Origin of the sequence: Cupriavidus sp. GA3-3 (assembly GCF_000389805.1) — a bacterium.
GTDB classification, from domain to species: Bacteria; Pseudomonadota; Gammaproteobacteria; order Burkholderiales; family Burkholderiaceae; genus Cupriavidus; species Cupriavidus necator_D.
On sequence record NZ_KB944467.1, the window covers coordinates 79,220 to 93,995 of the forward strand.

At 66.7% G+C, this 14,776-nt stretch carries 11 protein-coding genes; 1 reads left to right on the forward strand and 10 read right to left on the reverse strand.

Annotation, left to right across the window (positions count from 1 at the left end; all coding sequences use genetic code 11):
* Positions 1-68: 68 nt before the first annotated feature.
* The 6 genes from C265_RS07535 to C265_RS07560 form a co-directional block, all read right to left on the reverse strand.
* The gene (locus C265_RS07535; protein ID WP_010812339.1) at positions 69-698 is read right to left on the reverse strand and encodes a phospholipid-binding protein MlaC; all 630 of its coding nucleotides are present in this window, start codon (positions 696-698) and stop codon (positions 69-71) included.
* 213 nt (positions 699-911) lie between these two features.
* Positions 912-1,886: a VacJ family lipoprotein gene (locus C265_RS07540; RefSeq protein WP_010812340.1), complete on the reverse strand. Its 975-nt coding sequence runs from the start codon at positions 1,884-1,886 to the stop codon at positions 912-914.
* Complete coding sequence (gene mlaD / locus C265_RS07545; protein ID WP_010812341.1) at positions 1,883-2,395, reverse strand: outer membrane lipid asymmetry maintenance protein MlaD; 513 nt, start codon at positions 2,393-2,395, stop codon at positions 1,883-1,885. Before mlaD ends, C265_RS07540 begins: the two co-directional genes overlap by 4 nt.
* Before the next feature lie 63 nt (positions 2,396-2,458).
* Positions 2,459-3,238 carry a lipid asymmetry maintenance ABC transporter permease subunit MlaE gene (gene mlaE / locus C265_RS07550; protein WP_010812342.1) on the reverse strand — a complete coding sequence of 260 codons (780 nt, stop codon included), beginning with the start codon at positions 3,236-3,238 and terminating at the stop codon, positions 2,459-2,461.
* A complete protein-coding gene (locus tag C265_RS07555) occupies positions 3,235-4,053 on the reverse strand; it encodes an ABC transporter ATP-binding protein (RefSeq protein ID WP_010812343.1) in 819 nt (272 codons plus the stop codon). Before C265_RS07555 ends, mlaE begins: the two co-directional genes overlap by 4 nt.
* A gap of 143 nt (positions 4,054-4,196) precedes the next feature.
* The gene (locus C265_RS07560) at positions 4,197-5,285 is read right to left on the reverse strand and encodes a tripartite tricarboxylate transporter substrate binding protein (RefSeq protein ID WP_037023841.1); all 1,089 of its coding nucleotides are present in this window, start codon (positions 5,283-5,285) and stop codon (positions 4,197-4,199) included.
* A 224-nt stretch (positions 5,286-5,509) separates the two neighbouring features.
* Between C265_RS07560 and C265_RS07565 the strand changes: the two genes are divergently transcribed.
* Positions 5,510-6,049, forward strand: a complete 540-nt coding sequence (locus tag C265_RS07565; RefSeq protein WP_010812345.1) for a GNAT family N-acetyltransferase — start codon at positions 5,510-5,512, stop codon at positions 6,047-6,049.
* A gap of 76 nt (positions 6,050-6,125) precedes the next feature.
* Here the strand turns inward: C265_RS07565 and C265_RS07570 are convergent, their stop codons facing one another.
* From C265_RS07570 to C265_RS07585, 4 genes are all read right to left on the reverse strand, one after another.
* Positions 6,126-7,589 carry a glutamate synthase subunit beta gene (locus C265_RS07570; protein ID WP_010812346.1) on the reverse strand — a complete coding sequence of 488 codons (1,464 nt, stop codon included), beginning with the start codon at positions 7,587-7,589 and terminating at the stop codon, positions 6,126-6,128.
* Between the two features lie 120 nt (positions 7,590-7,709).
* Entirely contained in the window at positions 7,710-12,515 is a 4,806-nt protein-coding gene (locus tag C265_RS07575) for a glutamate synthase-related protein (RefSeq protein ID WP_037023843.1), read from the reverse strand.
* 288 nt (positions 12,516-12,803) lie between these two features.
* The gene (locus C265_RS07580; protein ID WP_010812348.1) at positions 12,804-13,529 is read right to left on the reverse strand and encodes a transposase; all 726 of its coding nucleotides are present in this window, start codon (positions 13,527-13,529) and stop codon (positions 12,804-12,806) included.
* A 101-nt stretch (positions 13,530-13,630) separates the two neighbouring features.
* A complete protein-coding gene (locus C265_RS07585) occupies positions 13,631-14,767 on the reverse strand; it encodes a deoxyguanosinetriphosphate triphosphohydrolase (RefSeq protein WP_010812349.1) in 1,137 nt (378 codons plus the stop codon).
* Positions 14,768-14,776: the final 9 nt, after the last annotated feature.

A 14,776-nucleotide genomic window follows, 5' to 3' on the forward strand; every position in this document is an offset into this window, starting at 1 on the left:
GAGCGGCCATTGTAGAGCAGATCGGTGCGCCGTGCTGCATTGCAGCGGCGCACCGTTGGGCAGGCGCCTCAGCTCTTGGCGCTGGCCAGCTGGCGGTTGCGGTCCTGCAGCGTCTTGATGACGCCCTCGACGCCCTGCTGGCCGACGATGGTGTTGAAGCTGCCCTTGTAGGCTTCGGTCAGCCAGGCGCCCAGCACGTTGATGTCATAGACCTTCCAGCCCTGGGCGGTCTTTTCCAGACGGTAGTCCATCTGGATCGGCTCGCCCTTGTTGACGACCTGGGTGCGGATGGTGGCATCGGTATCCTCAGCCGTGCCGCGGTACGGGCGGTACTGCACGGTCTGGTCGCGGATCTGGGCAATGGCGCCGGCATAGGTGCGGATCAGCAGGGTCTTGAACTCCTCGGTGATCTGCTTCTGCTGCTCGGGCGTGGCCTTGGACCAGTTGCGCCCCATGGCGATCTGCGTGGTCTTCTGGAAGTTGGCGTTGGGGATGATCTTCTGCTCGACCAGCGCGGTGATCTTGCCGATATTGCCGGCCTGCATGTCCTTGTCGGCCTTGACGGTGGTCATCACGTCGCTGACCACGGCCTTGACCAGCCCGTCCGGGGTGGCCGCGTCCTGGGCCGCCACCTGGGCATGCGCCGTGCCTGCGAAGGCAACTACCGTAAGGAAGGGGACCAACAGTCGCTTTATCATGGATTTTCCTTCTTTATCAAAGACGTTCTTCGCCGAGGGCGAACTGGCCAGGCGCCATGGCTGGCGCGCGGCCTTGCGGAGATTGGAACATAAGCGGGGGGCGGTGGTTGCACCCACAAGCGCCTTTTCCGCTACTTACAAACAAATTGTTTCAGCCCTCACAGGGCACTCACAGCCTGGCGTGGGCCCTGGAGCCGCCCGCGCCTCGCAGGGTCAGCGGATACGGACCCCCGGCACGATCCGCTGCATCGGGTCCATGGGTGGTATCGGCAGGCTCTGGCTCTCAGGCTGCAGGTCGCCCGAGGGCGTCTGCGCAGGCTGGGCCTGGGTGGCGGCCGGGGCCGAGGCGTCGGCCGGCGGCGCGGGAGGAGCCGGTGCCGCGGGCTGCGCCGGCGTAGCGGGCGTGGCGGGCTTTTCACCTTCGGTCCCGGCAGGGGCTTCAGGGCGCGCCGTCGGGGTCTCCGGAGCGCTGTCCGCATCCTCGTCGCCGTCGGGCGGGTTGCCGTCATAGACCAGGTACTGGCGCCGCTGCAGGTAGGAATCGCGCAGGAACGAGTACTTGTCCAGCGCCGCCTGCTCCAGCAGGTTGCTGGCGCCGAGCAGCTGCGCCCGGCCGGCGACGATGCGCACGCCGGTCAGTGAATTGCGCAGCGATACCGGATAGAGATAGGCCGACGGGTCGAAACTGCGGTCCACCAGCATGCCGCCGGTGTCGCGCACGGTGCTGGGCCCGAACAGCGGCAGCACCAGGTACGGCCCGGGCGGCACGCCCCACACGCCCAGCGTCTGGCCGAAGTCTTCCTTGTACTTGGGCAGGCCGGCCGGGGTGGCGATGTCGATCAGGCCGCCGATCCCCAGCACGGTGTTCATGGCCACGCGCATGGTGTCCTCGGCGGCGCGGGTGGGCTTGCCCTGCAGCAGGTTGTTCGCCGCCGAGTAGACATCGCTCACGTTGGAGAAGAAATTCTCCACCGCACGCTGCACCGGCGTGGGCATGTAGTCGGCATAGACCTGGGCCACCGGGCGCAGGATGCCCTTGTCGAAGTCCTCGTTGATCTTCGAGACTTCGCGATTGAACGGCTCCAGCGGGTCTTTCGGATTGGCGGTGGGGCCAGTGGCGCAACCGGCGAGCACGGCCGCGGCAGCGACTGCGGCCAGGCCCTTGCAGAACGATGGCGCAGCGCTCATTTGAGGTCCCCTGCCGGCGCCGGCGCGCTGGCACCGGCCGGCGCACCGCCGCCGGCATCCGCCGCCTTGTTGTACAGGAACTGGCCGATCAGGTTTTCCAGCACCACGGCCGACTGCGTCATGGTGATGCGCGCGCCTTCGGCCAGCATGGCGGTGTCGCCGCCGGCTTCGAGGCCGATGTACTGCTCGCCGAGCAATCCGGATGTCAGGATCTTGGCCGAGGTGTCCTTGGGGAACTGGTAGCGCTTCTCCAGGCTCATCTCGACGGTGGCCTGGTAGGTCTTGTCGTCGAAGCGGATCGCCGCCACGCGGCCGACCACCACGCCCGCGCTCTTGACCGGCGCGCGCGGCTTGAGCCCGCCGATGTTGTCAAAGCGCGCCTGCACGCTGTAGGTGTCCTGGAAGGAAAAGGCGCTCATGTTCCCCGCCTTGAGGGCCAGGAACAGCACGGCGACGAACCCCGCCGCCACAAACAGCCCCACCCAGAAATCGAGTGCGTTCTTTTTCATTGGAATCTCTTTCTTCAACCCCGTAGTGTTCTTGTCGCTGTCTTGTCGTTGGTATGGCCCGCGTCAGTTGCTGAACATCAGCGCGGTCAGCAGGAAATCCAGCCCCAGCACGGCCAGCGACGCAATCACCACGGTGCGGGTGGTCGCGCGCGAGACGCCTTCCGGCGTGGGCTTGGCCTCGAAGCCCTGGTACAGGGCAATAAACGTCACGGCGATGCCAAAGATAAAGCTCTTGATCACGCCATTGAGCACGTCGGCGCGCACGTCGACGCCGCCCTGCATCTGGGACCAGAAGGCGCCGGCGTCGACGCCGATCAACTGCACGCCCACCACGTAGCCGCCCAGGATGCCGACCGCGCTGAAGATCGCCGCCAGCACCGGCATGGCGATCACGCCTGCCCAGAAGCGCGGCGCGATCACGCGCTGCAGCGGGTTCACCGCCATCATTTCCATGGCCGTCAGCTGCTCGCCCGCCTTCATCAGGCCGATCTCGGCCGTCAGCGAGGTGCCGGCGCGGCCGGCGAACAGCAGCGCGGTCACCACCGGGCCCAGCTCGCGCACCAGCGACAAGGCCACCAGCAGCCCCAGCGCCTGCTCGGACCCGTAGCGGTTCAGCGTGTAGTAGCCCTGCAGGCCAAGCACGAAGCCCACGAACAGGCCCGACACCGCGATGATCACCAGCGACAGGTTGCCGACGAAGAAGACCTGGTCGGTCACCAGGCGGAAGCGGCGCAGCAGCGCCGGCGACAGGCCCAGCAGTGTCAGGAACATGCGCGTGGCGCGGCCCAGCCCCGACACGCTGCGGCGCACGGCCGCGCCGATGGTGATAAAGAAGTCCGTCACCGCACACCTCCGGCGAAATCCTCGGCCAGCGAAGGTCCGGCGTAGTGGAACGGCACCGGGCCGTCGGCCTCGGCATGGACGAACTGGTGCACGAACGGGTCGGTGGAGGCGCGCAGCGCCTCGGGCTCGCCCTGCGCGACGATGCGGCCGTCGGCAATGAAATAGACGTAGTCGGCGATCTGGAAGGTCTCGTGCACGTCGTGCGAGACGATGATCGTGGTGGCGCCCAGCGCGTCGTTCAGGCTGCGGATCAGGCGCGCGGTCAGCCCGAGCGAGATCGGGTCCAGCCCGGCAAAGGGCTCGTCATACATCAGCAGCGCCGGGTCCAGCGCAATCGCGCGCGCCAGCGCCACGCGCCGCGCCATGCCGCCCGAGATCTGCGCCGGCATCAGGTCGCGCGCGCCGCGCAGGCCGACCGCGTTGAGCTTCATCAGCACCAGGTCGCGGATCATCGAGTCGGGCAGGTCGGTGTGCTCGCGCAGCGGGAACGCCACATTGTCGAACACCGACAGGTCGGTAAACAGCGCGCCGAACTGGAACAGCATGCCCATCTGGCGGCGCACCGCGTACAGGCCGCGGGTATCCAGCGTGTGGATATCGGTGCCGGCAAAGCTGACCGTGCCTGCCTGCGGACGGACCTGGCCGCCGATCAGCCGCAGCACCGTGGTCTTGCCGCAACCCGAGCCGCCCATCACCGCAATCACCTTGCCACGCGGGAATTGCATGGTCAGGCCGGACAGGATCGGCTTGCCGTGGTCCGCATAGGCGAAGTCCACCGCAGTCAGTTCGACGAGGTTTTGAGCAGAATCGGTCACGTTGGCACCGGTCAGGACAGTCGCGCATTATAAGGTGTACTACCTAGCCCTGCTGGCGCCCGTGTGCCCCGCGCCACATGCCCCCGTCGGGGAAGCCTCTCAGACTTGCCCTAGCCCCCCAAACCTGCCCATCCCTTTGCTGCTCAAGGCTCCTGTATCGGCGAGACGTCCTTCAGGATCACCTGCCATTGGATAGATTCCGAGCGGATCGCGGTGGCAAACGCCTCCGGCGAATCGCGCAGCGGCGTGACCCCCGCCGCCTGCAGACGCGAACGCACCTCGCGCTCGGACATGACCGCGTCGAGTTCGACCGCCAGCCTGGCGACGATCGCGCGCGGGGTCTTGGCCGGCGCCATCACGCCAAACCAGGCAGCCGCGGCATAGCCTTCCAGCCCCGACTCCTGCAGCGTCGGCACCAGCGGCGCCAGCGGCGAGCGGGCCACGCCCGTCACCCCGAGCAGGCGCAGCCCGCCGCTTCTGACCTGGCCCTGGACCGCGGCAAACGAACAGAAACAGGCACTGACGCGGCCGGCCAGCATCTCCTGGACCACGGCGGCCTCACCCTTGGCGGTGACCAGCGGCACGCCGCTGCGGATGCCGCGCACGGCGTACTCGGCGTACAGGTGGGAGGGGCTGCCCGGCTGGCCGTAGCCATAGCTGTAGGAGCCCGGGTTCGACCTGACCGCGGTCATCCATTGCTCCGGCGTGCGCATGGGCAGCCGGGCATCGATCACCAGGAACAGCGGCGTGGTGGCCACGCGCGCAACCGGCGTGAAATCGCGCACGACGTCGTACGGCACCGGCTCCAGTCCGGGCTGGATCAGCATATTGGCCTGGTGCAACAACAGGGTGTGGCCATCGGAGCTGGCCTTGGCGACCACGTCGCCGGCGATGGTGCCGGCGGCGCCGGGCCGGTTGTCGACCTCCACCGGCACGCCCAGCCGGACGGAGAGGCGCTCGGCCAGCATGCGCGCCACCGCATCGGCAACGCCGCCGGCCGGGAATGGCACGATCAGGCGCATCGGGCGGTCGGGGAACGACATGCTGCGGGCGAGCTGCTGGGTCCCCGCATGCGCCGGCATGGCTGGCACCGCAAGCGCCAGCGTGGCACACCCCAGGGCGTACAGGCACAGGAAAGACCGGAGCCAGCGCCGGACTGCGCCCATTGGGGGGCGCGGCGCGAACTTCGCTTTACCTCGCCAAAGCCGCGACAAATTGCGCACTTCGGGCATCAATTTCCTCCGGCCGGTCCCCTGAGGAGGCGGCAAGCTGGTTCTGGGGAAAAAGGATTTGCGAGGCAGTTTCCGTTAGTTGTTTTTTGAAAATTGTAAGGACATTGCCCAGGGCACCACAGGCACGTAAACCATAGCCGGGAGAACCCTGAAGGCCCCGCCAGGCCTTGCCAAACGCGCCATGGCGGCCAGGATGCACGGACCTCGCCGGCTATAATCGGCCGATGACGATTTTCACCGTGCGGCCGATGGTCACAGCCGACCTGCCGGCCGTGCTGGCGGTACAAGCCAGCTGCTATACCGAAGTCCTGCTGGAGAGCCAGGCCGCGCTGGCAAGCCGGCTGGCGCTGTCCCCCGCCACCTGCTGGGTCGCGGACGATCCCGGACATCCCGGCGCGCTTGCCGCCTATCTCTTTACCCACGCCTGGCCCGAAGCCACCCTGCCGCCGCTGGACGGCGTGCTCGACCACGGCTGGCGCCATGGCGCCGCGCCGGACGCCCTCACCTGGTTCGTGCACGACATGGCGGTGGCGCCCGCCGGACGCGGCGCCGGCCTGGCGCCGCGCCTGTACGCCGCGGCACAGGCGGCCGCGCGCGCGGCGGGGCTGCGGCGTTCGCGGCTGATCGCGGTGCAGTCGGCGGCGCCGTGGTGGCGCAGGCTCGGATACGTCCCGGTGGCGGCGCACACGGCCACCGCCCATGCGCCCAAGCTGGCCAGCTACGGCGCCAGTGCGGTGCTGATGGAGCGCACGCTGGCCGACTGAGCGCTGCGCCGGCGCGAGGACGACAAAAAGCCCGCCGGCTTGCGCCAGGCGGGCTTTTTGTTCCTGCCGGGGTGAATCAGCGCGGCAGTTCGGTGTGACCCATCAGGAAGGCATCGACCGAACGCGCGGCCTGGCGGCCTTCGCGGATCGCCCACACCACCAGCGACTGGCCACGGCGCACGTCGCCAGCGGCGAACACCTTGGGCACGTTGGTGTGGTAGGCACGCTCGCCCTCGGTCGAGGCCTTGGCGTTCTTGCGCGCATCGGTATCCACGCCAAACGCTTCCAGCATCGAACCCACCGGGTTGGTAAAGCCCATCGCCAGCAGCACCAGGTCGGCCGGCAGGATGAACTCGCTGCCTTCGACTTCCTGCATGCGGCCATCCTTCCATTCGACGCGGCAGGCCTTCAGTGCGGTGACCTTGCCGTTCTCGCCGATGAATTCCTTGGTGGCGACCGACCAGTCGCGCTCGCAGCCTTCATCGTGCGACGACGAGGTGCGCAGCTTGATCGGCCAGTACGGCCACACCAGCGGCTTGTCCTCTTCTTCCGGCGGCTGCGGCAGCAGTTCAAACTGCGTCACCGAGGTGGCGCCATGGCGGTTGGACGTACCCACGCAGTCGGAGCCGGTATCGCCGCCACCGATCACAATCACGTTCTTGCCTTCGGCGCGGATCTCGTTTTCGCCGTCGCCGGCCACTTCCTTGTTCTGCGGGATCAGGAATTCCAGCGCGAAGTGGATGCCGGCCAGGTCGCGGCCCGGCACCGGCAGGTCGCGCGGCACTTCCGAGCCGCCCGCCAGCACCACGGCGTCGAACTGGTCCATCAGGGCCTGGGCCGAGATGGTTTCACGGGCGTAGTTCTTGATGCCGGCCGGCAGTTCGCCGTCGGTCACCATCACGCCCGGACGGAAGGTCACGCCTTCGGCCTGCATTTGCTCGATGCGGCGGTCGATCAGCGTCTTCTCCATCTTGAAGTCGGGGATGCCGTAGCGCAGCAGGCCGCCGATGCGGTCGTTCTTCTCGAACACGGTCACGTCATGGCCGGCGCGTGCCAGCTGCTGCGCGGCAGCCATGCCGGCGGGACCGGAGCCGACCACGGCCACGGTCTTGCCGGTCTTGTGGCGCGGCAGCTGCGGCCTGACCCAGCCCTCTTCCCAGGCCTTGTCGATGATGGCGTGCTCGATCGACTTGATGCCCACCGGCAGTTCATTGATGCCCAGCGTGCAGGCGGCCTCGCACGGTGCGGGGCAGATGCGGCCGGTGAACTCGGGGAAGTTGTTGGTCTGGTGCAGCACCTCGATCGCCGACTTCCAGTCCTGGCGGTACACCAGGTCGTTGAAGTCGGGAATGATGTTGTTGACCGGGCAGCCGTTGTTGCAGAACGGGATGCCGCAGTCCATGCAGCGCGCACCCTGGATCTTCGCTTCGCTGTCGGACAGCGCGAACACGAATTCCTTGTAGTGCTTCACGCGCTTGACTACCGGTTCGTAGCCTTCGTTCTGGCGCGGAAATTCGAGAAAGCCAGTCGCCTTACCCATGTTGCGTCCTTGGTCATGCTGCGCGGGACCGGCGGCGTCGCCAGCCCTGCGGTGGGGTCAGAATCTTGTCAGGGCCGCGGCGGCTGCCGCGGCCCCTCTGCGTGGTTGCGTTGCGCTCGCTCAGGCCGCGATGGCTTCGCGGTCGCTGTCGCGGGCGGCCTGTTCCTTGGCGTACATCTCGCCCAGCGCGCGCTTGTACTCGGTCGGGAAGACCTTGACGAACTTGCGGCGTGCCGTGGTCCAGTCGGCCAGCAGCGCCTTGGCGCGCTCGGAACCGGTGTAGCGGAAATGCTGCTCGATCAGGTTGCGCAGGATGACCTCATCCAGCTGGCGCTTGCCGTCGACCTTGTGCCACGAAGCCTCGGGCTGGCCCTTCTCCTGGTCGGCCGAAGCCAGCACTGCTTCCAGCGCCACCATCGAGGTGTTGCAGCGCTTGTCGAACAGGCCGTCCTCGTCGTAGACGTAGGCCACGCCGCCCGACATGCCGGCCGCGAAGTTGCGTCCGGTGCCGCCCAGCACCACCACCGTGCCACCGGTCATGTACTCGCAACCGTGGTCGCCGGTGCCTTCCACCACTGCCACCGCACCCGAGTTGCGCACCGCGAAGCGCTCGCCGGCCACGCCGTTGAAGAACGCTTCCCCGGCGATAGCACCGTACAGCACGGTGTTGCCGACGATGATGTTGCGGGTCGGGTCGCCGCGGAACTCATGCGGAGCGCGCACGATCACGCGGCCGCCCGACAGGCCCTTGCCGACATAGTCGTTGCCGTCGCCCACCAGGTCCAGCGTGATGCCGTGCGCCAGGAACGCGCCGAACGACTGGCCGGCGGTGCCTTGCAGCTGGATGTGGATGGTATCGTCAGGCAGGCCTTCGTGGCCATGCTGGCGCGCCACCACGCCCGACAGCATCGCGCCGACGGTACGGTTGACGTTCTTCACCGGCTGGATGAACGAGACCCGCTCGCCCTTCTCGATCGCCGGTCGGGCCTTGGCGATCAGCACGTGGTCCAGCGCCTTGCCGGCCTCGGCCGACAGGCCGTGGTCCTGCACGTCGGTGTGGTACAGCGGCACGTCCGCGCCCAGCGAGACCTGGTGGAAGATGCGGCCGAAGTCCAGGCCGCGCGCCTTCCAGTGCTCGATGCCGGGCTTGGTGTCGAGCAGGTCGGCGCGGCCGATCAGCTCGTCGAACTTGCGGATGCCCAGCTGGGCCATGATTTCGCGGGCTTCTTCCGCAACGAAGAAGAAGAAGTTGACCACGTGCTCAGGCTTGCCCTGGAACTTCCTGCGCAGCTGCGGATCCTGCGTGGCCACGCCCACCGGGCAGGTGTTCAGGTGGCACTTGCGCATCATGATGCAGCCTTCCGCAACCAGCGGCGCGGTGGCGAAGCCGAATTCATCGGCGCCCAGCAGCGCGCCGATGACGACGTCGCGGCCGGTCTTCATCTGGCCGTCGGCCTGCACGCGGATGCGGTTGCGCAGGCCGTTGAGCAGCAGCGTCTGCTGCGTTTCGGCCAGGCCCAGCTCCCACGGCGTGCCGGCATGCTTGATCGACGACCACGGCGAAGCGCCGGTGCCGCCATCATGGCCGGCGATCACGACGTGGTCGGCCTTGGCCTTGGCCACGCCCGCGGCCACCGTGCCGACGCCGACTTCGGACACCAGCTTGACCGAGATGTCCGACACCGGGTTGACGTTCTTCAGGTCGTGGATCAGCTGTGCCAGATCCTCGATCGAATAGATGTCATGGTGCGGGGGCGGCGAGATCAGGCCCACGCCCGGCACCGAGTAACGCAGCTTGCCGATGTAGTCCGAGACCTTGTGGCCGGGCAGCTGGCCGCCTTCGCCGGGCTTGGCACCCTGCGCCATCTTGATCTGGATCTGGTCGGCCGAAGCCAGGTATTCGGCGGTCACGCCGAAACGGCCCGACGCCACCTGCTTGATCTTCGAGCGCAGCGAATCGCCTTCCTGCAGTTCCAGGTCGCGTTCGATCACGTTGTCGCCCAGCAGGCCCTTGAGGGTATCGCCCTGCTTGATGGGAATGCCGCGCAGCTCGTTGCGGTAGCGCTTCTCGTCCTCGCCGCCTTCGCCGGTGTTGGATTTGCCGCCGATGCGGTTCATCGCCAGCGCCAGCGTGGTGTGGGCTTCGGTCGAGATCGAGCCGAGCGACATCGCACCGGTGGCGAAGCGCTTGACGATCTCCTTGGCCGACTCCACCTCTTCCAGCGGAATCGCCTTGGCCGGATCGACCTTGAACTCGAACAGGCCACGCAGCGTCATGTGGCGCTTGCTCTGGTCGTTGATGATGTTGGCGTATTCCTTGTACGTCTGGTAGGCGCCCTTGCCGTCGTCGGCGCGCACCGAGTGCTGCAGCTTGGCGACCGAGTCCGGGGTCCACATATGCTCTTCACCGCGGATGCGGAAGGCGTATTCGCCGCCGGCGTCCAGCATGCTTTCCAGCACCGGGTTGTCGCCAAAGGCGTCGCGGTGCAGGCGCAGGGCTTCCTCGGCCACTTCGAAGATGCCGATGCCCTCGACATTCGACGGGGTGCCATGGAAGTACTTCTGCACCAGTTCGCGCGACAGGCCGATGGCTTCGAAGATCTGCGCGCCGGTGTACGACATGTAGGTGGAGATGCCCATCTTGGACATCACCTTGAACAGGCCCTTGCCGATCGCCTTGACGAAGTTCTTGACCGCCTTCTCGGGCGACAGGTCGCCGGACAGGCCCTGGGCCATTTCGGCCAGCGTTTCCATCGCCAGGTACGGATGCACGGCTTCGGCGCCATAGCCGGCCAGCAGCGCGAAGTGGTGCACTTCACGGGCGGTGCCGGTCTCGACCACCAGGCCGGTGGACGTGCGCAGGCCCTTCTCCACCAGGTGGTGGTGGATGGCGGACGTGGCCAGCAGCGCGGGAATCGCAACATGCTCGGCATCCACGCGGCGGTCCGACACGATCAGGATGTTGAAGCCCGAACGCACCGCATCCACGGCTTCGGCGCACAGCGAGGCCAGGCGCGCTTCGATGCCCTCCTTGCCCCAGGCCTTCGGGTAGCAGATGTTCAGCTCGTACGAACGGAACTTGCCGCCGGTGTAGTGCTCGATATTGCGGATCTTGGCGATGTCCTTGAAGTCCAGCACCGGCTGGGACACTTCGAGGCGCATCGGCGGGTTGATGTTGTTCAGCTCGAGCAGGTTCGGCTTCGGGCCGATGAACGACACCAGCGACATCACCATGTTCTCGCGGATCGGGTCGATCGGCGGGTTGGTGACCTGGGCGAACAGCTGCTTGAAGTAGTGGTACAGCGTCTTGTTCTTGGACGACAGGATGGCCAGCGGCGAATCGTTGCCCATCGAGCCGGTGGCTTCCTCGCCGGCCAGCGCCATCGGCGCCATCAGGAACTTGACGTCTTCCTGGGTGTAGCCAAAGGCCTGCTGGCGGTCCAGCAGCTTGGCCACGGGCTTCTTCTCGGCGGCAACGTCTTCAGGCTTGGCGTCGAGTTCGTCGAGCTTGATGCGCACGGCGTCGATCCAGCTCTTGTACGGCTTGGCGTTGGCCAGGTTGTCCTTGAGTTCCTTGTCGTCGATGATGCGGCCCTGTTCCATGTCGATCAGGAACATCTTGCCCGGCTGCAGGCGCCACTTCTCAACGATGCGCGACTCGGGGAACGGCAGCACGCCGGCTTCCGAAGCCAGCACCACGATGTCGTCCTCGGTCACGTAGAAACGTGCCGGGCGCAGGCCGTTGCGGTCCAGCGTGGCGCCGATCTGGCGGCCATCGGTGAAGCAGATCGCGGCCGGGCCGTCCCACGGCTCCATCATGGCGGCGTGGTACTCGTAGAAGGCGCGGCGGTTGTCGTCCATCAGCGTGTGCTGTTCCCAGGCTTCCGGGATCATCATCATCATCGCGTGGACGAGCGGGTAGCCGGCCATCGTCAGCAGTTCGAGGCAGTTGTCGAACGATGCGGTGTCGGACTGGCCCGGGTAGATCAGCGGCCACAGCTTGGGCAGGTCGTCGCCCAGCACCGGCGACGAGATCGCGCCGGTGCGCGCGTTGATCCAGTTGACATTGCCCTTGACCGTGTTGATTTCGCCGTTGTGGGCGACCATGCGGTACGGGTGGGCCAGTTCCCAGGCCGGGAAGGTGTTGGTCGAGAAGCGCTGGTGCACCAGGGCCAGGGCCGAGACGGCGCGCTGGTCCAGCAGGTCCAGGTAGTACTCGCCAACCTGGTTGGCCAGCAGCAGGCCCTTGTACACCACGGTACGGGCCGACATTGACGGCACGAAGTATTCCTTGCCGTGCTTGAGCTTGAGCGCCTGGATGGCATGGCTGGCGGTCTTGCGGATGACGTAGAGCTTACGTTCCAGCGCGTCCGTGGTCATGATGTCGCGGCCGCGCCCGATGAAGATCTGGCGGATCACCGGCTCGGTGGTGCGCACCGTCGGCGACATCGGCATCTTGGCGTCGACCGGCACGTCGCGCCAGCCCAGCACGACCTGGCCTTCCAGGCGGACCGTGCGCTCCAGTTCCTGCTCGCAGGCCAGGCGCGAGGCGTGTTCCTTCGGCAGGAAGATCATGCCCACGCCGTATTCGCCGGCGGGCGGCAGGCTCACGCCCTGCGCGGCCATTTCCTCGCGGTAGAACTGGTCCGGGATCTGGATCAGGATGCCGGCACCGTCGCCCATCAGCGCATCGGCGCCGACCGCACCCCGGTGGTCCAGGTTCTCCAGGATCTTCAGGCCCTGCGAGATGATCTCGTGGGACTTCTTGCCCTTGATATGCGCGACCATGCCGACGCCGCAGGCGTCATGCTCGTTGCTGGGATCGTACATGCCCTGCGCTTGCGGGCGCAGGTCAATGGCGTGGGAAGACTCGCTGGTCTGCGATTGTGCCTGAGCTTGGGCCGAAAGATTTTTCGTTTGGTCCACGGGCTGAATTCCGGTGAAGGCTGCGCGAACTGGCTGGGCGTACCGGAACGGGGACCGCGCGCTTTCTCGTTTTCTTTATTCCTCCACCCAAACCGGAAACCGGCGGGACGGAAAATGGGGACGAAGCTGTCAGCGGGCCGCAGCGGCGTACACGAGCGTGACGCGCCGCACAATGACTGTGGGTGGAGCAACTATATGGGAATCGCGTTCGCCTCGCAAAATTTTTAAATGGGGTCAGATCATATTAAGTTGCGCACCGTTTCGGTGATCCATTTAAATGGGGACACATTAATTATGCGACGGCTCTGACGCATTCACCGGTGCCGTTTGCACCTTTTTGGGGCGCCCTTTCGGCAGCGGTTGCACGCGCCGGGTTGCGTGCCGCTCCAATTGGGCCAGGAACGCTTCGTCGCCAAGCGGCCAGCCGCTGTGGGCATGGGCGCGCAGGGTTTCCAGGGTCTTGCCCGCCAGGCCCTCGGCGGTCAGCATCCGGTAGTTCGACTGGCGCTCGAACGGCGTATTGCCCAGCTCCCAGTACGCGGAGTGGTCGCTCACAAACGGGCTGGCCTCGATACCGGCGTGATGGTGGTAGCTGCTCCAGCGGTCACCCTCGGGGGCGCTGACCTCGCCCGCGCGCAGCGCGTTGCCCTCGACATAGAGCATCGCCGGCAGCATCCACCGGGCCGGATCGAACACCGCGGAACGGAAGCGCCCTTCCCACAGCGTGCCGGTGCGGCTGGCCACCCGGTTGAAGTAGCGCGCATAGCGCCGCCCCACCGCCTGCATGGTCAGGCTCAGCGAGTCTGCCTCCTTGGGTGTGGCCACCAGGTGCACGTGGTTAGGCCGCAGCACGTAGGCGTGGACGGCAAGGTCATGCTCGCGCGCGGCCATGCGCAGGCAGTCGAGGTAGTGCAGGTAGTCGTCCGGCCCCAGGAATACGGGCTGGCGGTTGTTGCCGCGCTGCAACACCAGAGCGGGCAGACCGGCGGGGGAAAAGCGGGGAAGGCGTGCCATGACAGGTCATGCGAGCATTGATGCCCGCATCATAGCCTGATCCGTCCCCACTTATGCGGCAGGCTGGCGCGCCGATTGGAGGGCCAGCCGGAACGCGGTCGTCAGTTGCCTTCGCTGACCGCGAAGATGCGGCGGTGCTCGCGGATCGCGTAGCGGTCGGTCATGCCCGCGATGTAGTGGGCAATCAGACGCGACTGGTCGCCGCCATGGCTGGCCTGGTACTGCGGCGGCAGCAGGCGCGGATCGGACATAAAGGCCTGGAACAGGTCGCCGACAATGCGCTGCGCCTTGGCCGACATGCGCATCACCAGGTAGTGCCGGTACAGGTGCCGGAACAGGAAGCGCTTGAGTTCGGCCGCTTCTTCATGCATCTGCGGGCTGAAGCCGACCAGCGGGCCGGCGGCGCGCACCGCGTCGATATTGCGCGGATTGGCCGCGGCGATATTGCTGCTGGTGGTCTCGATCAGGTCGACGATCAGCGTATTGATCATGCGCCGAACCGTCTCGTTGATCGCGCGTCGGCCGTTGACGCCAGGGAAGACCTCGGCCACCTCGGCGCGGTGGCGGGCCCACATCGGCACCTCGTCGAGCTGCTCCAGCGTCAGCAGCCCCGAGCGCAGGCCGTCGTCGATATCGTGATTGTTGTAGGCGATCTCGTCGGCCAGGTTGGCCAGCTGCGCCTCCAGCGACGGCTGCGTGCCCTCCAGGAAGCGCCGGCCCAGCTCGCCCAGCGCCGAGGCATTGACCCGCGAGCAATGCTTGAGGATGCCCTCGCGCGTCTCGAAGGTCAGGTTCAGCCCGTTGAAGCCGCCGTAGCGCTCTTCCAGCTCGTCCACCACCAGCAGGCTCTGCAGGTTGTGCTCGAAGCCGCCGTGGTTCTTCATGCAGGTATTGAGCGCATCCTGCCCGGCGTGGCCAAAGGGGGTGTGCCCCAGGTCGTGCGCCAGCGAGATCGCCTCGACCAGGTCTTCATTGAGGCGCAGGTTGCGCGCGATCGAGCGGGCGATCTGCGCCACCTCCAGGCTGTGGGTCAGCCGGGTGCGGAACAGGTCCCCTTCATGGTTGACGAAGACCTGGGTCTTGTACTCGAGCCGCCGGAACGCCGTGCTGTGGATGACCCGGTCGCGGTCGCGCTGGAATTCGCTGCGCGACAGCGATGCGGGTTCTGCATGCACCCGCCCGCGCGTCTGCGCAGAGCGGGCGGCGTAAGGGGCGAGATGGCTTTCAAAGTCGGTCATGCGGCGCGT

Bases quoted from the DNA above. Each gene is read 5' to 3' on its own strand.
- C265_RS07565 (WP_010812345.1), top strand. From the start codon at position 5,510: ATGACGATTTTCACCGTGCGGCCGATGGTCACAGCCGACCTGCCGGCC.
- mlaD (WP_010812341.1), bottom strand. From the start codon at position 2,395: ATGAAAAAGAACGCACTCGATTTCTGGGTGGGGCTGTTTGTGGCGGCG.
- C265_RS07540 (WP_010812340.1), bottom strand. From the start codon at position 1,886: ATGAGCGCTGCGCCATCGTTCTGCAAGGGCCTGGCCGCAGTCGCTGCC.
- C265_RS07560 (WP_037023841.1), bottom strand. From the start codon at position 5,285: ATGCCCGAAGTGCGCAATTTGTCGCGGCTTTGGCGAGGTAAAGCGAAG.
- C265_RS07570 (WP_010812346.1), bottom strand. From the start codon at position 7,589: ATGGGTAAGGCGACTGGCTTTCTCGAATTTCCGCGCCAGAACGAAGGC.
- C265_RS07585 (WP_010812349.1), bottom strand. From the start codon at position 14,767: ATGACCGACTTTGAAAGCCATCTCGCCCCTTACGCCGCCCGCTCTGCG.
- C265_RS07580 (WP_010812348.1), bottom strand. From the start codon at position 13,529: ATGGCACGCCTTCCCCGCTTTTCCCCCGCCGGTCTGCCCGCTCTGGTG.
- C265_RS07535 (WP_010812339.1), bottom strand. From the start codon at position 698: ATGATAAAGCGACTGTTGGTCCCCTTCCTTACGGTAGTTGCCTTCGCA.